At 74.1% G+C, this 25,805-nt stretch carries 23 protein-coding genes and 1 pseudogene; 13 read left to right on the top strand and 11 right to left on the bottom strand.

Annotated elements, in window-relative coordinates:
* Positions 1–111 precede the first annotated feature (111 nt).
* Positions 112–723, top strand: a complete 612-nt coding sequence (thpR, locus tag ACIRVF_RS18105; RefSeq protein WP_402818149.1) for an RNA 2',3'-cyclic phosphodiesterase — start codon at positions 112–114, stop codon at positions 721–723.
* Between the two features lie 93 nt (positions 724–816).
* Here the strand turns inward: thpR and efeB are convergent, their stop codons facing one another.
* The 3 genes from efeB to ACIRVF_RS18090 form a co-directional block, all read right to left on the bottom strand.
* Positions 817–2,169, bottom strand: a complete 1,353-nt coding sequence (gene efeB, locus ACIRVF_RS18100) for an iron uptake transporter deferrochelatase/peroxidase subunit (RefSeq protein WP_402818146.1) — start codon at positions 2,167–2,169, stop codon at positions 817–819.
* Positions 2,169–4,223, bottom strand: a complete 2,055-nt coding sequence (efeU, locus tag ACIRVF_RS18095; RefSeq protein ID WP_402818144.1) for an iron uptake transporter permease EfeU — start codon at positions 4,221–4,223, stop codon at positions 2,169–2,171. Before efeU ends, efeB begins: the two co-directional genes overlap by 1 nt.
* A gap of 243 nt (positions 4,224–4,466) precedes the next feature.
* Entirely contained in the window at positions 4,467–4,793 is a 327-nt protein-coding gene (locus tag ACIRVF_RS18090) for a hypothetical protein (RefSeq protein WP_402818141.1), read from the bottom strand.
* 409 nt (positions 4,794–5,202) lie between these two features.
* On the opposite strand from ACIRVF_RS18090, the gene ACIRVF_RS18085 reads away from it, so the two are divergent.
* Positions 5,203–6,822 carry a cytochrome bc complex cytochrome b subunit gene (locus ACIRVF_RS18085; protein WP_402818517.1) on the top strand — a complete coding sequence of 540 codons (1,620 nt, stop codon included), beginning with the start codon at positions 5,203–5,205 and terminating at the stop codon, positions 6,820–6,822.
* Between the two features lie 84 nt (positions 6,823–6,906).
* Here the strand turns inward: ACIRVF_RS18085 and ACIRVF_RS18080 are convergent, their stop codons facing one another.
* Positions 6,907–7,305: a cytochrome C oxidase subunit I gene (locus tag ACIRVF_RS18080; protein ID WP_402818138.1), complete on the bottom strand. Its 399-nt coding sequence runs from the start codon at positions 7,303–7,305 to the stop codon at positions 6,907–6,909.
* 204 nt (positions 7,306–7,509) lie between these two features.
* Between ACIRVF_RS18080 and ACIRVF_RS18075 the strand changes: the two genes are divergently transcribed.
* The 4 genes from ACIRVF_RS18075 (at position 7,510) to ACIRVF_RS18060 (ending at position 10,964) form a co-directional block, all read left to right on the top strand.
* On the top strand, positions 7,510–8,124 hold the full coding sequence (locus tag ACIRVF_RS18075) for a TetR family transcriptional regulator (protein WP_402818136.1): 615 nt from the start codon (positions 7,510–7,512) through the stop codon (positions 8,122–8,124).
* A 27-nt stretch (positions 8,125–8,151) separates the two neighbouring features.
* Positions 8,152–9,705: an FAD-dependent monooxygenase gene (locus ACIRVF_RS18070; RefSeq protein WP_402818133.1), complete on the top strand. Its 1,554-nt coding sequence runs from the start codon at positions 8,152–8,154 to the stop codon at positions 9,703–9,705.
* Positions 9,706–9,797: 92 nt separating this feature from the next.
* Positions 9,798–10,454, top strand: a complete 657-nt coding sequence (locus tag ACIRVF_RS18065) for an NADPH-dependent F420 reductase (RefSeq protein WP_402818130.1) — start codon at positions 9,798–9,800, stop codon at positions 10,452–10,454.
* A gap of 78 nt (positions 10,455–10,532) precedes the next feature.
* Positions 10,533–10,964, top strand: coding sequence for a YchJ family protein (locus ACIRVF_RS18060; RefSeq protein WP_402818127.1), 432 nt, complete (start codon positions 10,533–10,535; stop codon positions 10,962–10,964).
* A gap of 22 nt (positions 10,965–10,986) precedes the next feature.
* Here the strand turns inward: ACIRVF_RS18060 and ACIRVF_RS18055 are convergent, their stop codons facing one another.
* Positions 10,987–11,943 (bottom strand): polysaccharide deacetylase family protein, encoded by a 957-nt coding sequence (locus ACIRVF_RS18055; RefSeq protein ID WP_402818124.1) that lies wholly within the window; start codon positions 11,941–11,943, stop codon positions 10,987–10,989.
* A gap of 158 nt (positions 11,944–12,101) precedes the next feature.
* On the opposite strand from ACIRVF_RS18055, the gene ACIRVF_RS18050 reads away from it, so the two are divergent.
* A complete protein-coding gene (locus ACIRVF_RS18050; protein WP_402818121.1) occupies positions 12,102–12,629 on the top strand; it encodes a GNAT family N-acetyltransferase in 528 nt (175 codons plus the stop codon).
* 8 nt (positions 12,630–12,637) lie between these two features.
* Here ACIRVF_RS18050 and ACIRVF_RS18045 read toward each other — a convergent pair whose 3' ends face one another.
* The gene (locus tag ACIRVF_RS18045; RefSeq protein ID WP_402818118.1) at positions 12,638–13,543 is read right to left on the bottom strand and encodes a carbohydrate kinase; all 906 of its coding nucleotides are present in this window, start codon (positions 13,541–13,543) and stop codon (positions 12,638–12,640) included.
* Positions 13,544–14,170: 627 nt separating this feature from the next.
* On the opposite strand from ACIRVF_RS18045, the pseudogene ACIRVF_RS18040 reads away from it, so the two are divergent.
* The 5 genes and pseudogenes from ACIRVF_RS18040 to ACIRVF_RS18020 all read left to right on the top strand — a co-directional run.
* Positions 14,171–14,543: pseudogene (locus ACIRVF_RS18040) on the top strand (hypothetical protein); the annotation flags it as partial.
* A 68-nt stretch (positions 14,544–14,611) separates the two neighbouring features.
* The gene (locus ACIRVF_RS18035) at positions 14,612–14,848 is read left to right on the top strand and encodes a hypothetical protein (protein WP_402818115.1); all 237 of its coding nucleotides are present in this window, start codon (positions 14,612–14,614) and stop codon (positions 14,846–14,848) included.
* Positions 14,849–15,295: 447 nt separating this feature from the next.
* Entirely contained in the window at positions 15,296–16,378 is a 1,083-nt protein-coding gene (locus ACIRVF_RS18030; protein WP_402818112.1) for an alpha/beta fold hydrolase, read from the top strand.
* Positions 16,375–17,964, top strand: a complete 1,590-nt coding sequence (locus tag ACIRVF_RS18025) for an alpha/beta fold hydrolase (protein WP_402818109.1) — start codon at positions 16,375–16,377, stop codon at positions 17,962–17,964. The genes ACIRVF_RS18030 and ACIRVF_RS18025 overlap by 4 nt, the downstream gene beginning before the upstream one ends.
* 1 nt (position 17,965) lies before the next feature.
* The gene (locus ACIRVF_RS18020; protein WP_402818106.1) at positions 17,966–18,844 is read left to right on the top strand and encodes a DUF4436 family protein; all 879 of its coding nucleotides are present in this window, start codon (positions 17,966–17,968) and stop codon (positions 18,842–18,844) included.
* Positions 18,845–18,964: 120 nt separating this feature from the next.
* Here ACIRVF_RS18020 and ACIRVF_RS18015 read toward each other — a convergent pair whose 3' ends face one another.
* From ACIRVF_RS18015 to ACIRVF_RS18000, 4 genes are all read right to left on the bottom strand, one after another.
* Entirely contained in the window at positions 18,965–19,717 is a 753-nt protein-coding gene (locus ACIRVF_RS18015; protein WP_402818103.1) for a hypothetical protein, read from the bottom strand.
* Positions 19,718–19,940: 223 nt separating this feature from the next.
* Entirely contained in the window at positions 19,941–21,608 is a 1,668-nt protein-coding gene (locus ACIRVF_RS18010; RefSeq protein ID WP_402818101.1) for a sigma-70 family RNA polymerase sigma factor, read from the bottom strand.
* A 156-nt stretch (positions 21,609–21,764) separates the two neighbouring features.
* A complete protein-coding gene (locus ACIRVF_RS18005; protein ID WP_402818099.1) occupies positions 21,765–22,751 on the bottom strand; it encodes a CAP domain-containing protein in 987 nt (328 codons plus the stop codon).
* 120 nt (positions 22,752–22,871) lie between these two features.
* Complete coding sequence (locus tag ACIRVF_RS18000) at positions 22,872–23,378, bottom strand: GNAT family N-acetyltransferase (RefSeq protein ID WP_402818097.1); 507 nt, start codon at positions 23,376–23,378, stop codon at positions 22,872–22,874.
* A 222-nt stretch (positions 23,379–23,600) separates the two neighbouring features.
* Between ACIRVF_RS18000 and ACIRVF_RS17995 the strand changes: the two genes are divergently transcribed.
* On the top strand, positions 23,601–24,359 hold the full coding sequence (locus tag ACIRVF_RS17995) for a hypothetical protein (protein ID WP_402818095.1): 759 nt from the start codon (positions 23,601–23,603) through the stop codon (positions 24,357–24,359).
* A gap of 51 nt (positions 24,360–24,410) precedes the next feature.
* On the opposite strand, the gene ACIRVF_RS17990 is transcribed toward ACIRVF_RS17995, so the two are convergent.
* Positions 24,411–25,802, bottom strand: coding sequence for an MFS transporter (locus ACIRVF_RS17990; RefSeq protein ID WP_402818093.1), 1,392 nt, complete (start codon positions 25,800–25,802; stop codon positions 24,411–24,413).
* Between the last annotated feature and the right edge of the window lie 3 nt (positions 25,803–25,805).

The following is a 25,805-nucleotide window of genomic DNA, read 5'->3' as shown; positions in this document are numbered from 1 at the left end:
GCGTCGCACACCATCCGTCACCCTGCCACCCGCCGCCGGCCCGGCTCGCGGGCGGTCCGGACCGGGGGCGGCGCCGGTCGGTGACCGGCGCCGGGGTGCTAGAAATCCCTGGTGCACGATCACCCGGAACCCCCGACGCGGCGCGTCTTCGTGGCCCTGGCCCCGCCCGACGACGCCAAGGACGAACTGGCCCGGGCCCTGCAGCCCGCCTACGTCGGGTACCCGCGGCTGCGGTGGAACCGGATCGAGGACTGGCACATCACCCTGGCCTTCCTCGGTGAGCAGCCGTCCACGGTGGTGCCCTCGCTGCGGGCGGCGCTGGCCGGGCCCGTCGCGTCGCTGCCCGCGCTGCGGCTGAGCCTGCGGGGCGGCGGCCAGTTCGACGAGCGGCTGCTGTGGACCGGGATCGACGGCGACCTGGAGGGGCTGCACCGCCTGGCCGCCGCCGTCCGGGAAGTGGTCACGTCCTGCGGGATCGGGTTCAGGGACCGGCCGCTGCGCCCGCACCTGACGCTGGCCCGGGCCCGCCGCGACGACCCGCTCAGCGTGCCCCTGGCCGCGGCCGGGCTCAGCGGCTTCGTGGGCCGGCCGTGGCCGGCCGAACGCCTGCACCTTGTGGGCAGCAACATCGGCCGCGGCCCCGGACCGATCCGCTACCGCGACGTCGCGTCCTGGCGGCTCGGCGTCGGGGCCGGGACCGACCCGGCCCGCACCGGACCGTAGGAACCGCCGGGGCGAACAGCTCGCTCCCGGACGGCCGCGCACGACGAACGGGCCCGGTGCGCGGCAGCACCGGGCCCGTCGACGACCTCACCCTCAGACGGCGGCCAGCAGCCCCCGTCCGAGCCAGTCGGCGTTGTCCTTCACGCCCGGCAGGACGAAGAAGTACCCGCCCCCGGTCGGCGAGATGTAGTCCACCAGCGGCTCGTCGATCAGCCGGGTCTGGGTGGCCTCGAACTGCCGCACCACGTCCTGCTGGTAGCAGCAGAACACCAGGCCCATGTCCAGGTTGCCCGCCTTGTCGACGCCCCGGTCGTAGTTGAAGCCGCGGCGCAGGATGCGCGAGGCGTCGGTGTCGGCGGTGCGCGGGTTGGCCAGGCGGATGTGGGCGTTGAGCGGGATCGCGTTGCCGTTCGGGTCCTTGGCGTAGTCCGGCGCGTCGTTCTCCTGGTGGCCGTCCAGCGGCGCGCCGGTGTCGCGGCGGCGGCCGAACATCTTCTCCTGCTCGCTGAGCTTGACCCGGTCCCAGAACTCGATCAGCATCCGGATGATCCGGATCACCTGGTAACTGCCGCCGGTCGCCCAGGCGGGCTCGCCCGCGCCGTCGTTGACCCAGATCAGCCGGTCCATCTCGCGGCTGGAGGTGGTGTCCGGGTTGACGATGCCGTCCTTGAAGCCGAGCAGGTTGCGCTGGGCACCGTCCGGGCGGGACTGGTTCTGGAAGCCGTCGATCCGCCACAGTATCTGCATCCCGCCGCGGGTGTGCCGAGTGATGTCGCGCAGGGCGTGCAGCACGGTGTCCTGCCGGTCGGCGCAGATCTGCAGCGAGAGGTCGCCGTGGAGTTCGTCGGCCTGGAGGTTGTCGTTGGGGAAGGTCTTCATCGGCGTCAGCTTGACCGGCTTGGCCTTGGCGAGGCCGTAGCGGTCGTCGAACAGCGAGGCGCCGACGCCGACGGTGACGGTGAGGTTGTCGGTGGGCACCACGGGGCCGAGGATGCCGCTGTCGGACGGCGGGGCGCCGACGCCGAGGTCGGGCGGGGTGCCGCCGGCGGTGAGGAAGCGGATCCGCTCGGTCAGGGTCCTGAAGAGGTCCTCCAGGCCCTTGCGGTCCTGGGCGATCACCTGGCAGGAGACGAAGGCCGCGTGGGCGGGGGCCGGGGTGGTGATGCCGGCCTGGTGGTCGCCGTGGAACGGGACGGCCCCGGACTTGGTCTGGTGGGTGTCCCCGGCGGCGGCCGGCTCGGCCCCGAGGCCGAACGCCCCGCCGGCCAGGACGGCGGCCCCCGCGCCCGCGCCGAGCGCGGCCCGGACGAAGCTGCGGCGGGCCGGACCGGCCGGGCAGCTCCCCTGCTCGACGACCTGCTCGACGACCTGCTCGACGGCCTGCCCGGCGGCGGCAGCGGCGTGCGGGAACGGGCAGGAGCCGGCGGCTGCGGTGTGGTCGGTCATCAGGCGGCCTTCCGGATTTCGAGCATGGCGGGAACGGGCGAGAGGTCTTCGAGCAGCTGGCCGGTGGCGCCGTTCAGCCGGCGCCGGCTGTCGGCGGGCAGCTTGTCCAGCGGGGTCCAGCCGTCGGCGGTGCGGGCGGCGGCGACCAGGTCCCCGACCCGCTTCATGTCGGCGTTGACCCGGACCAGCACCTGCGGGTCGCGCTCGTCGAGCAGCGGCTGCAGCAGGGTCAGCAGCTCCTGGGTGCCCGCCAGGTTGGCCTGGGTGGTGGCCAGGTTGGTGCCGCTGCCCATGTCGGTGTCGCCGGTCAGCTCGAACTGGAGGGTGTTCTCCAGGATCTCGTGGGCGCGCAGCGGCAGGTCGCCCGGATCGAAGTCCTGGGTCGGGAAGTCGTGCACCAGCTTGGCGACGTTCTGGGCGAGTTCGTCGGCGACGGGCGTCAGGTCGGCGGCGGACTGGCCGTGCCAGAGGCCGTACTCCAGCCGCAGGAAGCCGGTGAAGCCCGGGTCCTGGGCCTTGTCGGCGTAGCCGTCGGCGCGGCCGTCGATCTTCTTGTCGAGGTCGGCGAAGGTGCCGTAGGCGGCGCCGAGCGAGGCGTACTGCAGGTGGGCGGTGAGCCAGTCGGCCTTGGCGGTGGCGAGGTCGCCGGCCCGCACGTCGGCCTGGACCTTCTGGGTCTGCGTCATCAGGGTCGCGAGGCCCTTGTTGACGTAGTCCTTGTAGCTGTCCAGCGGGGCCTTGAGGTCGTCCTCGGAGACCGGCTTGACGGCCTTGACCTCGGCGCCGCCGGTGACGTGCACGGTGGCGGAGGTGACGGCGGTTCCACCGGTGGGCACGCAGCGCCAGGCGTAGTCGCCGGAGCCGATGGTGGCGGTGAGCGCGCGGGTCGTGCCGGGGGCGAGGCCCTCGATCTCACCGTAGACGGCGCCGCTGCCCGGGTTGACCAGGTAGACCTCGGAGACCTTGTCACCGGTGTTGTGCATCTGGAACACCTGCTGGCCGGGCTGGGGGCTGCCGAAGCCCTTGCCGCACTCCTTCTCGGAGACCGCGACGGTCGCGGAGCTGTCCTGCTTGCCGTCGCTGACGGCGATCACGGCACCGGCCACCACGACCGGGACGGCGATCGCCGCGGTCGGCAGCACCCAGCGCGGACGGCCGGTGCGCACCGGCTGCTCGGCCTTCCCGGCTTCCGTCTCCGCCTCGGCGGGAGCGGCCGCCGGGGCCGCCGCCGGGGCCGCCTTGCCGCCACGCACGCCCTCGATGAAGAGGGTCATCACGATGCTCAGGTAGGCGATGTAGCCGACGACCTGGAGGACCGTCATGGTGACGGTCAGGTTGAGGGTGCCCTGGACCAGCGTGGCGTACCAGGAGGAGGCGTCCAGGTGTCCGCTCAGGTCGAAGGCGTACGTGCTGCCACCGCCGACCAGCCCGGACTCCTGGAGGTCGCGCAGGCCGTAGCCGAGCACGCCCGCGGCGACGACGATCAGGCCGGCGCCGGTGATGGTGAAGAACTTGGTGAGGTTCATCTTCAGGGCCCGGCGGTACAGGCCCCAGCACAGGCCCACCGAGAGCAGCAGGCCGACGGCGGCACCGAGCAGCGGGCCGGTGGACTCCCCGGCGGTGCGCGCGTTGGTCCACAGGAAGAGCGAGGTCTCCAGTCCCTCGCGGGCGACCGCGAGGAAGCTGGTCAGCACCAGCGCGCCCGCGCCCATCGTCAGCGAGGCCTGCACCTTCTCCTTCAGGTCGGCGGAGAGGGTGCGCGCCGAGCGGCGCATCCAGAACACCATCGCGGTGACGAAGCCGACCGCGATCAGGCTCAGCACCCCGCCGAACGCCTCCTGGGCGTGGCCGGAGAGGTTGGCGGCGGTGAAGGTGAGCACCGCGCCGAAGCTGAGGCTGAGCGCGACGGCCGCCGCGACGCCCGTCCACACCTGGGGCAGCCGCCCCTTCTGGCCGGCCCGGACCAGCGTGGCGACCAGGATCGACACGATCAGGCCTGCTTCGAGCCCTTCTCGCAGCCCGATCAGAAAGCTGGGAAACGCCTCATCCCACATGCAGCGGGCTCCTCCCCCGGGCCGCCCCGGGTCGTCACCTGTCCTCTACCGCCACGCCGGGAGCGCCGGCGGGGCGGGCACGGCTAACGCCCCGGACGGATGGTCCAGGGCGCTTCGCTTAGCTTAGGCAAACCTTAGAGCCGCCGAGGTCAACTGCACCCCGCGTTCAGGTAAGGGTTCGGTATGGGAACACCCATGCGTCGGCCAACTCCTCGCGCCGGCGCCCCCTGGAAGAGATCTTCGTCACCCCCACCACTGCTCGGGCGCCACCTCGGCCTCCGCCTCCGGAGGCACCGTCACCGGTTCGGCGGAGCGCACCAGCAGCTCCCCCTCCTTCGTCTCGGTGACCAGGAGGCCCCGTTCCCGCAGGACGAGCGCGGCCGCTCCGGTCACCGCCGCCCGCGCCAGGCCGGACGGCGGCCCGTCCGGCTCCTCACCCGGGGACCAGCCGACCACCACACCCTCGGGGTGGGGGCCGATCGACAGGGGCGAGGCACCCGGCGCGGTGTCGAACCCGGCGCGGGCCAGGGCCTCGGTGACGTCCTCGAAGAGTTCACGGTGATCCGCCATTGGCGCAGCGTAGGCCCCCGCCCTCGCGGCGCCCGGACGCGGCGCGCACCGACACGCTCCAGCTGCACCCGAGCGCAGCATCGCCCCCGTTTGCGCCGACCGGGGGCCAGCCGATCGGGCGTCAGCGCCCCCCGTCCAGCCCGACACGCGCGGCCGGACGGCCCGATGGACGTGCACAGTCGGCCCCCTGCCGACAGCATGACAGAGTAAGCGCCCCATCACCCTGAGCAACGGGTCCAGTGAACCGCCCAGGTCCGCGCGCCGGTCCGCCCGGCGGGCCCGTATCGAGAGGTCCCATGATCACAACACTTCGTCGGCCGGCGTTCCCGCCGGCGGGCCTCCGCCACGGCACGCCGGGAACGCCGGGGAGCCCGTCGTGAGCACCGAACTGCACTCGCAGCCGGGACGGGTGACCAGCACGCGCACCAAGCCGGCCAACAAGGCCGAGGCCCTCGCCGACTGGACCGACGGCAGGCTCGGCATCTACTCCCTGGCCAAGTCCAACCTGCGCAAGATCTTTCCCGACCACTGGTCCTTCATGCTGGGCGAGATCGCGCTCTACACCTTCGTCATCATCATCCTGACCGGCGTCTGGCTGACCCTCTTCTTCAACCCGAGCATGGGCGAGGTCGTCTACGACGGCTCGTACGTCCCGCTCAAGGGCATCCGGATGTCCGAGGCCTACGCCTCCACGGTCAACATCAGCTTCGACGTCCGCGGCGGCCTGCTGATGCGCCAGATCCACCACTGGTCGGCCGTCGTCTTCATCGCGTCGATGCTGACCCACATGCTGCGCGTCTTCTTCACCGGCGCCTTCCGCAAGCCGCGCGAGATCAACTGGGTCTTCGGGGCGCTGCTGCTGATCCTCGGCATGTTCGACGGCTTCATGGGCTACTCGCTGCCCGACGACCTGCTCTCCGGCACCGGCATCCGCTTCATGGAGGGCGCGGTCCTGGCCGTCCCGATCGTCGGCACCTACCTGCAGATGTTCATGTTCGGCGGCGAGTTCCCCGGGATGGTCATCATCCCGCGGCTGTTCACCGTCCACATCCTGCTGATCCCGGGCATCATGGTGGGCCTGCTCGCGGCCCATCTGATCCTGGTCTTCTACCACAAGCACACCCAGTTCGCGGGGGCCGGCCGCACCAACGAGAACGTGGTCGGCATGCCGCTGATGCCGGTCTACATGGCCAAGGCCGGCGGCTTCTTCTTCCTGGTCTTCGGCGTGGTCTCGGTCATGTCGGCGATCGCCACCATCAACCCGATCTGGGCATACGGCCCGTACCGGCCCGACCAGGTGTCCACGGACGCCCAGCCGGACTGGTACATGGGCTTCTCCGAGGGCCTGATCCGGGTGATGCCCGGCTGGGAGATCAGCGTCTGGGGACACACCCTCAACCTCGGGGTGTTCATCCCCCTGATGGTCTTCCCGACCCTGCTGCTGGTCATCTGGGGCTGGCCGTTCCTGGAGGCCTGGGTCACCGGGGACCGCGGCGAGCACCACATCGCCGACCGTCCGCGCAACCACCCGGTCCGCACCGCCTTCGGCGTGGCCTGGATGGGCCTCTACCTGATCCTGCTCGCCGGCGGCGGCAACGACCTGCTGGCGACCCACTTCCACCTGTCGATCAACGCGATCACCTACGCGGTGCGGGCCTGCTTCTTCGCCGTGCCGGTGGTCCTGTTCGTGATCACCAAGCGGTGGTGCCTGGGCCTGCAGCGACGGGACCGCGACAAGGTCCTGCACGGCCGGGAGACCGGTGTCATCAACCGGCTGCAGCACGGCGAGTACGTCGAGGTGCACGCGCCGCTACCGCAGGGCCGGCTGTTCACCCTCACCGCGCACGAGCAGCCGGAGCCGATCGTGCTGGAGCCCGAGGTGGACGAGAACGGCGTGGTCCGCCGGGCCGGCCTGTGGACCCGCACCCGGGCCAAGCTGTCCCGCGGCTTCTACGGCGAGGGCAGCCAGATCGCCAAGCCGACGGCCGAGGAGCACGCGGAGATCAGCAGCGGCCACGGCCACCACTGATGCCGGTCCCGACGCGAGGAGGGCCCGCTGCGCCGACGCCGGCGCGGCGGGCCCTCGTCGTGCCGTGCACACCTCCGGCAGAGCTCAGAGCCGCAGGGCCGCCGGAAGGACGGCGAACAGGGCCGCCGCGACGGTGACGGACAGGCAGAGCGCGGCCCAGCGCGTGCAGATCCGGCGGCACTCGGCGCGGTAGCGGGCGGCCAGTCGGCGGCAGCGCTCGACGGCGCGGTCCACGACCTCCTCGGCGTAGCGCAACCGGTCGGCGGTGTAGGCCAGTTCGAGGCTCTCCCGCTCAGTGTCCGGCAGCCACGGGAACCGGGCGGCGAAGGCCCGGGCGTCCCGTTCGGCCGCCGCGACCTCGGCCTCCCAGGCCAGGTAGCCCTCGATCCGGGCGATCCCCAGCCGGGACTTCGCCCGGCCGCCACCGGCCGGCCCGCCCTGGCGCGGGCTGCGCGCTCGCGGCGGACGCTGTCTGCCACCCATGACCGCTCCTCAAGTCCTGTCGAGTCGTCCCGCCGGAATTCCTGCGGGCACGGCCCCTCACTGGGCACCGTTCCGCAACCACGCAACTACTACCAGCGACGAACCGCAGGTGGCAGGCGGCTCGCCACGACCCCGAAACGCCGAAGAAACTTGCGTGGCACGCACTATTGCGTGGCACGCAGGTTTCACGGCAGAGTGAAGGCCATGACGAACGGGCAGCCCGGTCTGCGGGAACGGAAGAAGGCCGCGACGCGGGAGGCACTGAGCTGGGCGGCACTGCGGCTGGCGGTGGAGCGGGGGCTGGAGAACGTCCGGGTGGAGGACATCGCGGCCGCGGCCGGGGTGTCCCCGCGCACCTACAACAACTACTTCTCCAGCAAGGCCGAGGCGATCGTCTCCCGGCACCGCGACCGAATCCTGCGGGCCGCCGAGGCCCTGCGGGCCCGTCCGGCGGCGGAACCACTCTGGGAGGCGCTGACCCAGGCGCTCGTCGAGCCCTTCGACGGCGCCGAGGAGGCGCCCGACCCGGGCTGGGTCGCCGCCGTACGGATGCTGCTGCGCGAGCCCTCGCTCCAGGCCGAGCTGGTCCGCGGCAGCGCCGGGACCCGGGCCGAGCTCACCGCGGCGATCGCCGCCCGGACCGGCACCGACGCCGCCCGGGACCTCTACCCGAAGCTGGTCGCCTCGGCCGCGCTCTCCGCGCTGCAGGTCTCCAACGAGCACTACCTGAGCGCCGATCCCGTGGTGCCCTTCAAGTCGCTGCTCGCCGAGGCACTGCGGCAGCTGGCCGCCGGACTGCCCGAACCGCCACGTTCCTGAACGAGAAGTCAAGGAGGGGGATTCGACATGACCAACGACGTCGTCATCGTCGGCGCCGGACCGGTCGGGCTGTTCCTGGCCTGCGAGCTGGCACTCGCCGGAGTCCGGCCGGTGGTGCTGGACCGGCTGCCCGCGCGCTCCGGCGAGCAGAAGGCCAACGGACTGGTCGGCCAGGTGCTCCGCCTGCTCGACCACCGCGGCCTCCACGAACCGCTCAGCGGCACCCCGGGCGCGCCGCGGCCCGTACCGCGCTTCGTGTTCGGCGCCTTCCCGCTGGAACTGCACCGGCTCGACGCGAACCCGCTGCACGCGGTGCCCGTGCCCCAGCACCGGATCGAGGAGGTGCTGGAGGAGCGTGCCCTCGAACTCGGCGTCACCGTGCGCCGCGGCCGCGAGGTCACCGGCCTCGCCCAGGACCCGGGCGGGGTGACGGTCGACGTCCACGGCCCCGACGGCGCGGAGCGGTTGCGGGCCCGCTACCTGGTCGGCGCCGACGGCGGCCGCAGCACCGTCCGCAAACTCGCCGGGATCGGCTTCCCCGGCGTCACCTCACCCGACCCGGTCTCCCGCATCGCCCATGTGCCGCCGCCCGAGGGGATCAGCATCACCGACGACGGTGACGTCCTGCTGCCCGGCTGCCCCACTCCGTTCCGCCCGTACACCCACACCCGCACCGACCACGGGGTGTTCGTCATCGCCCCGTTCAACCCGGACGCCGTCATGATCGCCACTCTGGAGTGGGGCGGCCCGCCGGTGGACGATCAGGCCCCGCTCACCCTGGACGAGCTGCGCGCCAGCATCCGCCGGGTCACCGGCGCCGAGCTGGATCTCGCCCCGGCCCGCACCGCCGGCCCGTTCACCCCGCGGCGCACCGCCGGCCACAACACCCGGCTCGCCGAGCGCTACCGCGACGGCCGGGTGCTGCTGGTCGGCGACGCCGCCCACGTCCACGCCGCCACCGGCGGCCCCGGCCTCAACCTCGGTCTGCAGGACGCCGCGAACCTCGGCTGGAAGCTGGCCGCCGACCTCCACGGGTGGGCCCCGCCCGGTCTGCTGGACAGCTACCAGCGCGAACGCCACCCGGTCGGCCGGCGGGTGTTCATGCACTCCCAGGCACAGATCGCGCTGATGTCGCCCGGCGCCGAGGTCACCGCCCTGCGGGCCCTGGTCGGCGAACTGCTCTCCCACGACGACAACCTGGCCCGGATCGCCGCGCTGATGGCGGGCAGCGACGTCCGCTACGACAGCGGCTGCCCGCACCCGCTCGCCGGGGGCTTCGCCCCGGAGCTCACCCTCCGCACCGCCGACGGAGACGTCCGCCTCGCCGAACTCGCCCGCGGCGCGCGGCCGTTGCTGATCGACCTGAGCGGCGGCGGGCTCGGCCTCGCCGACCTCGCGGCGGGCTGGAAGGACCGGGTCGACGTGGTGACCGCCGACCGTCCGCAGCCACCCGCCGCCGCTCTGCTGCTGCGCCCGGACGGCTACGTCGCCTGGGCCTGCGCGCCCGGCGCCGCCGACCCGCACGGCCTGGACCGGGCGCTGCGCCGCTGGTTCGGCGAACCAGCGGGAAGCACCCGCTGACGCCGGGTTCCGCCGCTGGTGACGGTAAGTCAACTATGGTCGTCGCGGCTGCTCCACGAGGACCGGCCGGCACCGGACGGAACGGGGAAGACGTGCGCATCGGAATCATCGGCACCGGCATGGTCGGACAGACCCTGGGGACCAAGCTGGTCGCCCTCGGCCACCAGGTGATGCTGGGCTCCCGGAGCAAGGACAACGAGAAGGGGACGGCCTGGGCGCAGCAGGCCGTCCCCGGCGGGAGCACCGGGACCTTCGCCGAGGCGGCGGCCTTCGGCGAGGTGGTGCTGAACGCCACCGGCGGGACGGTCTCCCTCGCGGCGCTGCGCGCGGCCGGGGCCGAGCACCTCGCCGGGAAGCTGCTGATCGACGTCTCCAACCCGCTGGTGTTCGGCCCCGACGGGGTCGTCACCCTCGACCCGGTGAACACCGACAGCATCGGCGAGCGGATCCAGCGCGAGTTCCCCGACGCCAGGGTGGTGAAGGCCCTCAACACGCTGAACTGCGCGCTGATGGTCGAGCCGGCCAAGCTGGCCGGTGAGCACAACCTGTTCATCGCCGGGAACGACGCCGGCGCCAAGGCCGAGACGGTCGCGCTGCTGGGCGAGTTCGGCTGGCCGGCCGAATGGATCGTCGACCTCGGGGACATCACGGGCGCCCGGGCGACCGAGATGATGATGCCGTTCTGGCTGCGGATGATGGGCCACTTCGGCAGCGCCGAGTTCAACTACTCCTTCCAGCGGGCGAAGTAGCGCCACCGGGGCCCGCCCCTCCCGACCGGGAGGGGCGGGCCCGCGTGCGGCCACCGGCCGTGGGGGACAATGGACGGCATGTCCCGACGTCGCTCCGCGCCCCGCCCCGCCGCTCCCCGGCTGCTGCCCTCCTCCCCGTGCCCGTGCGGCCTGCCCGCCTGCTACGGCGACTGCTGCGGCCGACTGCACCGCGGCCAGGCGAAGGCCACCACCGCCGAGTCGCTGATGCGCTCGCGGTTCAGCGCCTTCGCCGCCCAGGACGAGGCCTACCTGCTGCGCACCTGGCACCCGGACACCCGGCCCGCCGAGGTGGACTTCGACCCGGCGCTGCGCTGGACCCGGCTGGAGGTGGTCTCCACCAGCGAGGGCGGCGCCTTCCACGCCGAGGGCACCGTCGCCTTCCGGGCGCACTGGACCGAGGGCGGCGAGGAGGGCGTGCTCAGCGAGCACAGCCGGTTCGTCCGGCACGAGGGCGCCTGGGTGTACCTCGACGCCCTCTCGCTCGGCTGAGGTCGCCGCCGCGGGTGGTCGTCTACAGGTAGTCGTCCAGGCGGCCGAGCGAGAATCCGGCCGCGGTGACGTCGTTGACCACCTTGCGCAGCAGGTCGGGCATGGTGGCCTTCCAGTCGGAGGTGCCGCGGAAGTGGGTGAGGATGATGTCGCCCGGGTGGAGCTTGCGGTCGTCGTAGCGCCACTCCATGTGGTCCGGGAAGGCCTCCTCGTTCCACAGCGGCACCGCCTGCACCCCACAGGAGGCGGCCGCGCGCAGGGTGTCGTCGTTGTACTCGCCGTAGGGCGGCCGGAACAGCCGGGGGCGGACGCCGATCTGCTGCTCCAGCTGGTCCTGCTGGTTGCAGATCTCCTGGCGCTGGGTCTCGTAGTCGAGGACCTTGAGGTTGCGGTGGTTGATGGTGTGGTTGTTGATCTCCACGCCTTGCTTGTGCAGGTCCCGGTAGTAGCCGTAGTTGTCGCGGACGAGGTAGTCGGAGAGGAAGGCGCTGAACGGGATGCCCAGCTCCTCGGCCATCCGGGAGAACTCCGGGTCCTTCTCGTGGCCGTCGTCGATGGTCAGGAAGACCACCTTCTCCTGGGTCGGCACCCGGAACACCACGGGCGGGCGGCCGTCCTTCAGCTTGACGCCCTGCACCGGGGTGAGCACGGTCCTGGCCGCCGGGCGGGGCGGGGCCTTCAGCGGCGGGCGGTCGAGGCCCCAGTGCTGTGCGGTCTCCAGCGCGGCGCGGGCCGCGTCCGCCTGGCGGGCGGCCGCCTCGCCGCTGGTCTCCTCCTCCTGGCGGGCCAGCCCGGGGAGCTTCAGCGGCACGGCCCCCGGCACCGCGGAGGCTCCGCCGGCCGGGGCGGGCTTCGGCTGGGCGGCGGGGGCGGCGCAACCCGCGACCACGGCGGTGAGGCAGACGGCGGCGAGCAGGCCGGTCCGCTTCTGACTCGTCCTCGAACCCCCGCCAATGTGACAAACTGATGGTCCGTTCATAGCTGCTACTGCTCCCCCGCCGTATGCCTCCGCCAATCCCCCCGTCACCCACCCGGGGCAACGGCACGCCGGTCGCCTTGCCGTTCCTTTGCCGAATCCACCGCAACCGGCACGAAAACCCTTTGCGGCCACGGCACCCGGGAGTGGATCATGCGCGCATGACCGACACCGCCCGCAGCCGCTCCGACCTCTGGACCGTCACCACGGCCGACGTGACCTCCCCCGAGGCCGAGGCGCTGCTGCGCGAGTACTACTACGACGTGGCCAACCGCTACTACCGTCTCCACCTGGGCCGGGAGGGCACCCCGGAGCAGTTGGAGGCCGGCCTCGCCGACTCCCCCAGCGACGACCTGGCCGCCCCCAGCGGCCTCTTCCTGCTCGGCCGCTTCGACGGCGCCGCCCAGTCCTGCGCCGGCCTGCGGCGCCACGACGCCACCACCGTCGAGCTCACCCGGGTCTTCGTCCGCCCCGGCCTGCGCGGCACCGGCGGCGGTGCCCGGCTGCTCGCCGCCGTCGACGAGGCCGCCCGTGGCATGGGCGCCGAGCGGATCGTCCTCGACACCCGCCTCGACCTGGTCGAGGCCCGCGCCCTGTACCTGCGCCACGGCTACCGGGAGATACCGGCGTACAACAGCGGCCCCTACTCCGAGGTGTGGTACGGCAAGGACCTCACCCCGGCCGCCTGACCGGCTCGCTACCCCGCGTCAGCGTCCGCGTGGCGCCCCAGGGCGTCGGCCAGTTCGGTGGCCGAGGGCGGATTGGCGCCGGGGCGGGAGACGGTCACGGCGGCGGCGGTGACGGCCCGGGTGAGGCAGTCGGCGAGGTCGGCGCCGCAGGCGCGGGCGTGCAGGAAGGCGGCCATGAAGGAGTCGCCGGCCCCGACGGTGTCCGCGACCGGCACCGGCACGGCCGCCACCCGCTCCCGGCGGCCCCCGGCAGTGAGCGCGACGGCGCCCTCCGCACCGAGGGTCACGGCGACCACGGCGGGGCCCAGGGCGAGCCAGCGCTCGGCGGCGGCCTCGACCGGCTCGCCCGGGTAGAGCCAGGCGAGGTCCTCGTCGCTCGCCTTGACCAGGTCGCTGAGCGCCACGCAGCGCTCGACCCGGCGGACGGCCTCCGCGTGTCCGCCCATCAGCGCGGGGCGCACGTTCGGGTCGTAGCTGACCTGCGCCCGGCCCCGCCACCGCCGCACCAGGGCCAGCACCGCGGCCGCGCCCGGTTCGGTGACCGCGCCGATCGAGCCGAGGTGGATCGCGGCGGGCGCCTCGGAGAGCTCGGTCGGCGGAAGGGTCCAGCCGATGTCGAAGGTGTACCGGGCCCGCCCCTGGCCGTCCAGCCGCACCACCGCGGAGGGCGTCCGGGCCACCTCGGCGGCGCGGACCTCGACCCCGGCCGACTCCAGGTGGGCGCGGATCAGCCGCCCGTTGGCGTCCGGCCCGAGCTCGGTGAGCAGCACGGCCGGACGGCCCAGCCGGGCCAGGCCGTACGCCAGGTTCGCCGGACTGCCGCCGGGGTGCACGGTGTCGGGGGCACCGTCGGTGCGGACGATGTCGGCGACGCACTCGCCGATCACCAGTACGGGTGAAGCGGGGCTGGTCACGGGGGCTCCTGGCATCCGGATCGCGGGCGTCCTCTCGGGCGCCAGCCTACGGGCTGCGCCCGGGGAGCCGTCAGGGCGCCGGGGAAGCGTCGGAGCACAGAAGTACGGCCGCCGGACCTGGCCAGGTTCTCCGACGGCCGTGGCCCCGTCCGTCAGGGGACGAAGCACTTCGAACGTTAACCCCCGTCCCGGGGGCGCCGCCAGCAACGTGGTCCGTACGGGGGATGTCCGCGTGTCGTCACGGTTCGGGCCGAAGCCGTTCGGCAGCGGCTGACGGACAGTCAGGGTACGTGCCCGGTACGTCGTGCACGGTTCCCGCGCTTCCGTGCGCACCGCCTCGGAGACCGCGGTCGCGCCGATGGCTCCGGTGGCGGACGCCCCGGCCGCCGGCGCACGGCAGCGGGGACCGGCGCGACGGTGGGAAAGCGGACGATCCGACGCGCTTCGCGGACTCTGATCGGCTTTCGGACGCTCTGCCGCGATTCGCCCGCCCGATCGCGCCGCGCTGCGACCCCGGGCGCCCCCGTGCGCCCCTGGCCGTGCCCGGCCCGGCAGGCCATGGTGGTCCCCACGGCCCGCCTGCCGCCCGGCCTGGCCCCGGCCGGCACGCGGGCCGTCCAACGCTCCGGCGGCCTCCGAGGGCCCGTCACGGGGCCGGGTGCGCATTCCCGCGACGAGGGCGGCCTCCTGCCCGACCCGCGCAGCCGACTGCCGTACAGCCGCTCCGAGGACTTCACGGTCTCGGGCACCGGCTTCGAGGGCGAGCCGCCGGAAGGGTCCTTCGACTACGTGGTCACCATCGACGACAACCGCGTCCCCGGCTCCGCTCGACCCGCGCCGCCCGCGCGGCGACCGGTACGGCGGCGGGATCCGGCTGCACGTCGACCACGGCGGGCCGACCCACGGCTGCGTGAGCACGAGTGAGGCGCGGATGCGGGAGCTGCTGCTCGCCCTGGACCCGGCCCTGCACCCGGTGGTGGTGATGGGCGACGCCGGGACGCCGATCCGCTGGGGCGGAACGGACGGATCCAGCCGTAACCCTTGCGGCGCACGGTCGTTGGACCGGCCATGAAGAAGCGCAGCATGCTCGCCGTCGCCTCGATCGCGGTCGGTTTCGTGGCCTCCCTCACCGCGCCGAGTGCGCACGCCAGTGCCGTCGGCGGCCAGGAGGGGCTCCCCGCTCCGCTGACCGGCGTGCCGGGCGCGGTCCCCGGCCAGGTCGGCGACGCGGGCGGCGTGGTCGGCCACCCCACCGGGTTCGTGACCGGTACGGCGGACGGCCTGGTCCCGGTCACGCCCGCGTAGGTCGTCGCCTTCCGGGCGCGAAGGGCTCCTCCGTGTGGAGCCCACGAGTGGTGGACGTCTCCCCGTAGCCCCAGGCTGGGCTACGCGATCCCCGTGCGAACTGTGCGGCGGCTGCCGGAATCACGCGGCGCCGCCCCTCCGGGGTCCTGAGAGAGACGAGACCTCATGCTGGGACAGGGCGACAGCCCGGGCGGCACGCCGTCCGTCCACGGGAGCGGTGCCCCCGGACGAATACGGCCGCGGCCCCGGTCCGGGCGGCGGCGCCACCAGGGCGCACGGACCGGGAGGGCCCTGGCCGCGGCCGCGCCGGCCCTCCTGGGGGCGGGCGGTCCGACGCCGGCGGGCGCGGTGTCGCCGCCCGTCGGCGGCCCCCCGCCGGGAGCCCCGCCGCGGTTCGTGCCCGGCCCCTGCCCGAGGACTCCCGAGCCGGTCCCCGGGCACTGCGGGATGCTGGAGGTGCCCGAGAACCGCGTCGGCCGCGGCGCGCGGACCATCCGGCCGGCGGTCGCGGTCCTCCCGGCCACCTCGGCCCGGCCCGCCGGGGACCCGGTGGTGTTCATGGAAGGGGGGCCCGGCGGGGACGCCAAGGCGCTGGGCATTGCCCGGTGGAACGTCTACGGGTACTCGTACGGCACCGAGTTGGCCCTGACCTACCTGCGACGCCACCCGGAGGGGATCCGCTCGGTGGCGATCGACTCGGTGGTGCCCCCGGACGTCGTGAGCCTGCCGTGGACCTGGGACAGCGCCCGGGAGGGGATCGGGGCGGTCCTCGCGGCCTGTGCCGCCCAGCCCGCCTGCGGGAGCCGCTACCCGGACCTGCCGGGCACGCTGAGCCGGCAGGTCCGGCGGCTGGAGGCGCACCCGCTGCGGCTGACGGCACGGCCGCCCTCGGGCGGGGACCCGGTGGAGGTTGTCCTGGACGGCGGCGCCCTGGTGGACCTGCTGGTCGCCAACGCCGTCAAGGCCGTCGACGTCCCCGCGGCACTCGACGAACTCGCCCGCGGGAACCCGGAGCGCTTCGCCCGGGCCCGGGCCGCGGGCGCGAGGACGCCCGTCGGCGAGACCGCCCACGGACTGGCCCAGTCGGTGGCCTGCGGCGAGTGGGTTCCGGACAACTCGCGCCGGGACCTGCTGGAAGCGGGCCGCGAGGCCTTCCCCGACTGGCCGGCCCAGGTGCTGGCCCAGGCGCCGCAGCTGCCCTTCGAGCACCGCGTGTGCCGTGCCCGGGACGTCCCCGACCGCACGGACGTCCAGCGGGTGGCCACGGTCAGCGACGTGCCGGTGCTGCTCCTCTCCGGGACCTTCGACGCGAAGTCCGGGGCGGCCTGGGCGCCGTACGCGGCTCGGACGCTGTCCCGCCCGACCACCGTGCGGATCCCCGGGGTGGGCCACTGGGTCGTCCCCCGATCCCCCTGCGCGCAGCGCGTCCTGGCCTCGTTCCTGGCGGATCCGGCCGCGCCGGACACCTCCTGCGCGGCCGCGCTCGCCCCGGAACCGTTCACCGTCACCCCCGCTCCGGAGTCCTCATGAGCCCCCACCTCCCAGCCCGTCACCGGCCCGCCGTGCGACGGCTCCTGACCCCCTTGGCCGGGGCCACGGCCGGCGTCCTCGTCACCGGCCTCGCCGCGGCGCCCGCCCGAGCCGGGGCCGGCGCCGGAGAGCCCCTCGGCAGCGTCGCCCGGACGGCGGGCCACGCCCGCTACCAGCCGGGCCCCTGCCCGCGGACCGCCGACCCGGCCCCCGGACTGAAGGGGGCCCGCTGCGGAACGCTCACCGTGCCCGAGAGCCGGCAGCGACCCGACGGGCGGAAGATCACCCTCGGGGTCGCGGTGGTGCCGGCCGCGCACCGGACGGCGGACGACCCCGTCGTGTGGCTCGCCGGCGGCCCCGGTGACGACGCGGTCTCCGAGATCCAGCTCGCGCTCAACGGCGGCCTGAACCGCGACCGGGACGTGGTCTTCATGTCCCAGCGGGGCACCTACGCCGCCGATCCGGCGCTCACCTGCCCCAACGTCGACGAGTTCACCGCACGCTCCGTCGGCCTCGTCTACGACGCGCGGTCCACCGGGCACCAGCACGTCCGGGCGACCCGGGCCTGCCGCAACCAGCTGACGGCCCGCGGGGCCGACCTCGCCGCGTACGACACCACCGAGAGCGCCGCCGACTACGCGGATCTGCGCCTGGCGCTGGGCGTCGAGCAGTGGAACGTGTTCGGGATCTCCTACGGCACCGACCTGGCCCTGACCTACATGCGCCTGCACCCGAAGGGCATCCGGTCGGTCGGCATCGACGGTGTGCTGCCGCCGTCCCTGGCGGGCGGGGCCGTGACCTGGAAGGCGGCGCGCGAGGGCTTCGACGGCCTGTTCAAGGCCTGCGCCGAGCAGCCCGCCTGCAACGCCCGCTACCCGGACCTGAAGGGCACCTTCGAGCGCCTCGTCAGCCGGCTGGAGGACGATCCGGTCACCACCACCGTCCCCGTTCCGGGCCGCCCGGAGCCGGCCGAGGTCGTGCTGGACGGCGGGGCCCTGGTGAACTGGCTGGTCTCCGCCACCCACGTGGCGGCCGGAGTGCCCCGCTCCATCGACGAGTTGGCCCACGGCAAGCCGCAGCGGGTCGCCGAGCAGTGGGCGGGCGGCAAGCTCAGCCCGCAGGCCGTCGGGAGGATGTCCCACGGGCTCGCGTACGGGGTCTTCTGCCGCGAGTGGACGCCGTTCGAGAGCCGGGCCGACGTGAGCCGGGCCGGGCACCGGGAGTTTCCGTCCTTCCCCCGGTCGGTGGTGGCCAACGCCCCGCTGCTCGCCTTCCTCCACGGGGACTGCCGGGCCTGGCACGTACCGGCGGCCGACGCCTCGGTCCGGGACGTGACGCGCAGCGACATCCCGACCCTGGTGCTGTCCGGCGGGTTCGACGCCCAGACCGCACCGAGCAGCGGGGCGTACGCCGCCCGCACGCTGAGCCGGTCCACGGAACTGACCATCCCCTACGTCGCCCACGTGGTCTTCGCCGACTCCCCGTGCGCGCAGTCCATCACGCGGTCGTTCTTCAACACCCCGACCGCTCCGGACAAGGGCTGCCTCGCGGGGCTCAAGCCGCCCGCGTTCGAGATCGCGCCGTGAGATGAGCGTGCTCGGCAGGCTGCGCGGCCACCGCTTCGCCCTCGCCGTCCTGCTCCTGGTCCTCGCCTGCGGAACGGGTGTCACGCTCTACCTCGACGAGCGTGAGACCCGGCAGCAGAGTCGGGCGCTCGCGACGCCGAGTACCCCCGACTGGGTCGAACTCAACGTCGCCTCCCAGGACTTCGACCCGGGCGGGGCGCAACTGGCGCTGTTCGTCGTGCCCGTTCCGCACGGCGGCCTGGCGCAAAGCCCAGGCTCGTCCGCCTTCACCCGCGGGGTGGAGATCACGGTCGGGGGGATCACCAGGACGGTGCTGCGGACGACGCCCGGGGAGGTGGCGACGCCGCAACTCGTCCGGGCCGGCCTCTACGGCGGCACCGAGACCGACTACCCCTTCGACCGCTACCGGTTCACCGTCAGCTTCTCGGCCTCGGACGGCGCCGGCGCCGTACCCGTCGGCCTGGTCTTCGCTGACGCGGACCCGTTCTTCGCGGTCCACCCCCGCGCCGACGGCCCGGCGGCCGGGACGGTGGTCCTGGACGCGCGGGCCACCCGGGCCCGCAGCACGCTGATCCTGGTCTGGTTCATGATCGGCGCGATGTGGGCGCTGGCGCTGGCCGTCATGGTCGGCGCGGAGGTGCTGTACCGGGGCCGCCTGGGGATGGTGTGGCCCGCCCTCGGCTGGATGGCGGCGACCCTGTTCGCGCTGGTCGGCCTGCGCAACGCGGCGCCGGGCGGGCCACCGATCGGCTCGCTCTTCGACTACATCGCGTTCTTCTGGGCCGAGGCGATCATCGCGGCCGGCCTGACCGCGGCGGTCGTCTCCGGCACCCGCGTCGAGCGCCGGAGACGCGCCGGGGTGGAACCGGGCGGTCCCTGAGTCGGCCCCGCGCGCCGCCCGGGGGCGGGTGCGGGTCGGGACCCGGGGAGGGGATGGGTGCGGCCGTCGAGCGGTTCCCCTCCCCAGGGGCGTGTCCGGCGCGGTCGGGGTGAGTCGCGGTCAGCTGCGGAGCAGGTACCAGCCGCCCAGGCCGTTGCAGCCGGCGCCGTTGTAGTTGCCGAGCCGGTAGCCCGGCGGGATCGGCACGTTGGGACAGACCAGCAGGCCGGGCCTGGCGACCGCCTCGAACCAGGAACCGATGCCGCCGCAGCCGTTGATGTTGTGGCCGGTGGTCACGTAGCCGGGCGGGATCGGCGAGCCCGCGCAGACCCAGAGGCCGTCCCGGGCCAGTTGCATGTACCAGGCGTCGATGTTGGCGCAGCCCATTCCGCTGCCTGCGTGCTGGGTGATCACGTAGCCGGGCGGGATCGGCGAGGTGCCGCAGGTCCACAGGCCGTCGACGGGCAGTCGCATGTACCAGGAGTCGTAGCCGTCGCAGCCGGTGGGGTTGTGGCCGGAGAGCACGTACCCGGCCGGGATCGGGGAGGTGGCGCAGGTCCAGATCCCGTCCCGGACGGGCGTCTGCCACCACATGCCGGCGCCGTTGCAGCCGTTGTTCGTGTGACCGGTGAGGACATAGCCCGGGGTGACGGGCGATCCGTTGCAGATCCACCCGATGCCGGCCGCGGCCTGGGCCGAGACGGCGGCGCGGGCGGGGGCGGCGGGTGCGCTTGCGGCTTGCGCGCTTGCGGCGTTCGCGGGTGCGGCGTTCGCGGTTGCGGCGGTGACACCGGTGAGGACGGCCGTCAGCAGGGCGACCGCCCCGACCAGGGAGGCGAGTCGGCCGCGGATGCGGTGACGCAGTCTGTTCACTTCACACCAGTCCAATCGGCAGGTCCGGGCGGCGCCGCACGAACGGCCGCGCGGCGCCGGGTTGTGGAGCTGGTGCGACCCTAACCGTGATTGGAACGATCCAATAGGCGTGGCATGGCCACATCATGAACTTGGCCGGAATCCGACGCGCCGCCGCCCGCCGCCGGGGCCGGTGTCGGCCTCGACGGCGGGCGGCGGGCGGCGGGCGGCGGGACTCGGCCCGTCAGGACATCGGGGCGCCGAGGTCCTGGGTCCACAGGGTGCCCGCCGGGCCGGCGGCGATACCGACGCCGATGTCCTTGAAGGCGCAGTCGAGCATGTTGGACTGGTGGATGCCGCCGTCCATCCAGCGGGCGAAGACGGCCGCCGGCGTGGTCGGGCCCCGGTCGAGGTTCTCGCCCCACTGGGACCAGCGGTAGCCGACCGCGGTGATCCGGGCGTCCGGGCGGACGCCGTCCGGGTTGACGTGGTCGAAGAAGCCGCGGGCGGCCATGTCGTCGGTGTGCTTCTGGGCGGAGTTGTGCAGCCGGGGGTCGATCCGCAGCGGGGCGCAACCCGCCTTGGCGCGTTCGGCGTTGACCAGGTCCACCAACTGCCGCTCCGGGGTGGGCGGCGGCGCGGCGGTGGCCGACCGGGTCGCGGTCGGCGTGGGCGTGGGCGTCGCCGTCGGGGTCTCGGTCGGCGTCGGCGTCGGGGTGGCCGTGGGAGTGGCCGCCGAGGTCGCGAGCAGGACCGCCGGGGTGTCCACCGCGGCGGCCGGGGTGCTGGGTTCGGGTGCGGCCGCGCTCGGCGGCTCGCTGTGGTTCGGCCAGACCAGGACCAGGGTGGTGACCGCGACCGCGGCGGCCGCGCCGCTCGCCAGGACGGCCTTGCGGGCAGCGGCGCCGGCCCAACCGCCGTGCGCGCCGGAGCCGGTGGCCGTGCCGGTGGCCGTACCCGAACCGGCGCCCGAACCGGCGCCCGAACCCGCACCCGCGCCTGCTGCGCCCGGCATACCCGTTGTGCCGGCCCCGGCCGCCGCGGTGGCCGAGTGCCCGGCCGTCCCCGCCGCCGTGGCCGAGTGCCCGGCCGTCCCCGCGGTGGCCGCCGTGTGCTGGAGGTGCAGCAGGGTGGGCGAGGCGGAGGGGATCGGGACCATGGCGAGGCCGGCCAGCAGGCCCTCGGCGGGGAAGAGGTCGCGGCCGAGGCCGTCGCAGTCGGCGCAGCCGCGGATGTGCCGGGCTATCCGCTTGCGCCAGACCGAGTTCGGGGTGCCGTCGAACCCGGCGGTGACCTCGGCGAGTTGGGGGCAGCGCGGGTAGGCGCCGAGGGCACGGACGACGACCCGTCCGGCCTCCAGCTGCTTCTTCATCCGCTGGACCCGGACGGCGGCGTGTTGCGGGCTCAGGTCCAGCGCCTCGGCCAGCTCGGCGCGGGACAGTTCGCCGCTCGCTTCCAGCCACCACAGGGCGAGCAGCTCGCGGTCGTCCGGGTCCAGCCAGCGGGTGGCCTCGGCCACTTCGCGCCGCTGGCCGGACAGGCCGAGTCGCAGGATGGTCAGGTCGGTGAAGTCGGCCCGGGGGTCGGCGACTTCCCAGGTCTCGTCCAGACCGCCCACGGTGGGCTGCTGCTGTCCGGCGGCGTGGCGGCGACGGACCTGGTTCATGGTGATGGCGACCAGCCAGGACCGGAAGGACTCCGGTTCGCGGAGCCCGTCCAGGCCGTCCAGGGCCCGGATCATGGTCTCCTGGGCAACGTCGTCCACGTCGGCGTGGCCGCCGAGGGCGCGGCCGGCCACGTTGTAGACGAGCGGCAGCCAGGCGGCGACCAGGGCCTCCTGGGCCTGCCGGTCACCTGCCTGCGCCGCGCGTACCAGGGTCGTCCCGGTCCTGTTCTGCACATCAGCGTTCATGGTCCGCACTCCGTCTTGCCGTGTTTCCGTCCGCCGCTGCCTCCTCGGAGACCTGTGGGGAGTGATCAGATAACAACAATGTGCGCGGAATCGGAAAATCGGACTACTGCTGACGAGTGGGAGCCGGGGCCGGCCGGAACCCTCATTGGGTCCCGATCAGGCCGGGGCGGCGAACACCTGGGTCCACCACGGACCGTTGGCACCGGTCCGCACGCCCACCCCGAGCTGGGTGAAGGAGCAGTTCAGGATGTTGGCCCGGTGGCCCGGGCTGTTCATCCAGGCGTCCATCACCGCCGCCGGGTCCTTCTGGCCGCGGGCGATGTTCTCGCCCCAGGTGCTCCAGCGGTAGCCGGTGGCCTCGATCCGGTGGTCGGCGTGGTAGCCCTCGGGGCTGGCGTGGTCGAAGTAGTTGCGGTCGGCCATGTCGTCGCTGTGCGACTGGGCCGCGCTCGCCAGCCGGGGTTCGGCGCTGACCGGGCCGCAACCGGCCTTGGCGCGCTCGCCGTTGACCAGGTCCACGACCTGCTGCGCGTACGAGGCGTTCGGGCCGCCGCCCGCCGGGGCGGCCGCCGGGGCGGCGGCGGCCCGCTGGGCCGCGACCCCGGCACCACCGTTCGCGCCCGTGCGGGTGGCCGTCGGACTCGCCTTCGCGGTGGCGGTGGGCCGGGCGCTCGCGGTGGCGGTGGTGGTGGTGGGCGCGGCCGTCGGGGAGGCCGAGGCGCTCGCGGTGGCGGTCGCGCTCGGGGTGGCCGCCGGGCCGGTCCACGTCGGGCCGCCGGAGGGCAGTGCGGCGCCCGAGGGGTCGGTTCCCCCGGCGCCCGGCACCTGTATGCCGTCGTGGGTCCCCAACTCGGCGGCGACCAGCGAGTCGGCCGCGGCCGCCTGGCCGGCGAGGTCCCGGTCCGACTGCCTGCCGTCGAACGCCGCGTACCCCGCCCCGGCCAGCGCGGCGAGCAGTCCGGTCCCGGCCACCGCGGCGACCACCGCCGTCACCGGCACGAAGCCGCCACGTCCGCGCCCCCGGCGGCCGCGGCCCTGGTGCCGTTGGGCGGCCCGCCGCGCGGCCCGGCCGCCCGGGCGGCCGTGACCGCCGTCCCCGCCGCCGGTCACCGGGCTGATGGTCGTCCTGTCGTCGCTGTTCACGTGGCCACTGCTTTCTGTCCGGGTCGGCTGGTCGGGTGCCGACACCTGGGAGACCCCCCGGCGCAGTGCCGATAACAGAAAGTCCGAACGAGTGTCCGGCGACTTGGTCGTGCGAACCGGTCATCCGCCCCGGTTGACTCGGTGGGACCCGGCCGCAGGGGCCTCGGGGGCCATGTCGTAGGTGACGAACATCGTCCGGGTGGCGACCTGGTCGTACTTGCCGCGGGCCCGGTGGTTGTCGTCCGCCGTGATCCAGCGCACCGTGCTCCACCCGCGCTCGGCGGCGATCTCCCGCAGCCGGGCCAGCAGCCCGTCCACCGCCCCGCCGCCGCGCACCTCGGGGGCGACGAACAGGTCGTCCAGGAAGCCGCCGACCGTGCCGTGCAGCGGACGGGAGAACGGCCGGAAGTGCGCCAGCCCGACCGGCGTCCCGTCGGCGTCCCGGGCCAGCAGGCCTTCCAGCTCGTGCGCCGGATCGTGGAGCCAGGACCACACCAGCCGGGCCTTCTCCTCCGGCATCGGCACCCGGTAGAACGCGCAGTAGCCGCGGAAGAGTTCGCGCCAGGCGGGGTACTCGCCGGCCTCCGGCGCGCTGACGGTCCAACGGTTCACGGGGGTGGTGCTCACTTCGGTCTCCTCGGTCGGTCGGACGGGCCGGCCCAGCATGACGCCCCGTCGGCCACCGGCCGATCTCCACCCCGTCCAGGCCGGCCCGCCGCGCACTCCATTCCGGCGGCTACCCGCACACCCCTGCGGGCGCTACCCGGGAGGGTGAAGCGCTTCCCCCCGGAACGGGCTCATCGCCTACGGTGGGTCGACCCGACGGCCATGGAGCGGAGGTTCCCGGCGGTGGACGAGCCGACGACGCAGTACCGGAGCTACAGCTGGCAGGACGAGGACGGGACCCGGCACATCGTCCTCCACCCGGGCGGTGAGGAGCTCGACGAGCCGGGCCGGGCACGGCTGCGCGCCCTGGGCGCCCGGGCGGTGGAGGAACTGCGGGCCGAGCGGGCGGAGGGGGTGGAGGACGCGGAGGAGGCCCGTCCCTGCGCCGCCCGCCCCGGGGCCGGGTGGCGCAGGTCCGTCACCGTCGACCTCCGGAACCCCACCCCGCTGCCCGGTCCGCAGCTCGACCCGGGGTGGCTCCGGACCTGGTGCGCGGAGACCGGCGCCGCCCTCGCCGGGTTCACCCGCTCCTTCGCCGCGAGGTACGGCTTCCCGCCCGGCGAGAACGCGCTGATCTCCGCGACGGACGCCGGGCGACGGGCGACGGCGGCGCTCGGCGAACTGCTGCCGGTCCCGCCGGACCTGGCGACGCTCTACGCGGTGCTCGACCGGGCGTCGCTGCCCGACGTCGACAACGGCTACTTCGTCCATCCGCCGCAGGCGGTCGAGGCGCACATCCGCGAGCACGGTACCCCGGCCGTCGAGGGCGAGCGGCTGGCGCTGGTCTTCGGCAGTGACGGCGGAGGCCACCTGTTCGCGACCGGGCACAGCGGGCGGGTCTGGAGGTCGACCACGGCCTCCTCCGACGGCGGCTTCGAGCTCGCCGCCGCCACCCTGGAGGAGTTCCTCGACGGCATCGGGCGGCTGGTCACCGCCCTCTGAGCCGCCCGGTCCCGGGCGTCCGGGCTGCGGTCCCGGCCGCCCGGGACCGGGTCAGAGCCGCTCGGGCACCGGGTTGCCGACGGCCTCGATGGCGCGGCGCACCGGGACCTTCACCAGCACCGCGAAGCCGATCACGAAGAAGACCAGCAGCGAGATGATCGCCGAGCGGTAGCTGCCGGTCACCTGGTAGGCGAGGCCGAAGACCAGCGGCCCCATCCAGCTGGTGCCGCGGTCGCTGACCTTGTAGACGCTGAAGTACTCGGCCTCCCGGCCCGCCGGGATGAGGTGGGAGAACAGCGAGCGGGAGAGCGCCTGGCTGCCGCCGAGCACCAGGCCGATCATGCAGGCCAGGACGTAGAACCAGACCGGCTGGTGGGCGGGCATGGAGTAGCCGAGGGCCAGCGTGACCACCCAGCCGACCAGCGAGCCGAGGATGGTCTTCTTGGCGCCGTGGCGGCGGGCGATCCGGCCGAGCAGCAGCGCACCGCCGATCGCCACGATCTGGACCATCAGGACCGCGATGACCAGCGAGGTCTGCTCCATCCCGAGCTCCTCGCTGCCGTACAGCGAGGCCTGCGAGACGACGGTCTGGATGCCGTCGTTGTAGCAGAGGAAGGCGGCCAGGTAGAGCAGCGTCAGCGGGTGCTTGCGCATGCCCTTGAGGGTGCGGCCGAGTTCGCGCAGGCTGCCGGCCGCGGGCCGGTCGGGCGCGGCCGCGGCGCGCTCGCGCACGACGCCGGCCCGGGAGGGCAGCCGCAGCATCGGGACGATCGTGAACAGCGCCCACCACAGGCCGGCCGAGGCCAGGCAGATCCGCACGGCGGTGCCCGAGGACAGGCCGAGCGCGTCGTGGCCCTGGAACAGCGCCAGGTTGGCGATCAGCAGCAGCCCGCCGCCCGCGTAGCCGTACGCCCAGCCCTTGGAGGAGACCGCGTCGCGCTCGTCGGGGGCGGCCAGGCCCGGGAGGTAGGCGTAGGAGAGCGCCACGGACACCGCGTAGGCGACGTTGGCGACCACCAGCAGCGCGCCGCCGAGCAGGTAGCGGTCGCCGTGCAGGAGGAACATCCCCATGGTGGCGAGCGCGCCGACGTAGGCGAAGCCGCACATCAGTTCCTTGTGCCGCCCGGTGCGGTCGGCGACCGTGCCGGTCAGCAGCATCACCGCGACCGAGATCAGCACCGAGAAGGAGACCGTGTACGGGAAGAACGATCCGGCACGGATCGTCAGGCCCAGCGGGTGCACGTCGCCGGACGCGTCGGCGGCGTTCTTCGCCACCTCGGTCAGGTACGGCCCGAGGAACACCGTCAGGACGGTGGCCGAGAAGGCGGCGTTGGCCCAGTCGTTGACGTACCAGCCGAACTGCATCCGGCGCAGGTCCCGGCCTTCGCCGGCGGACGCCGGGGGCGACGAGACGTCGTCCGGCAAGTGGTCCGTGGTGCTCATGGG

Source organism: Kitasatospora sp. NPDC101157 (assembly GCF_044768255.1).
Taxonomy (GTDB): domain Bacteria; phylum Actinomycetota; class Actinomycetes; order Streptomycetales; family Streptomycetaceae; genus Kitasatospora.
The sequence above is the reverse complement of the archived record's forward strand: the minus strand, read 5'-3'. Positions and strand labels throughout refer to the sequence as shown.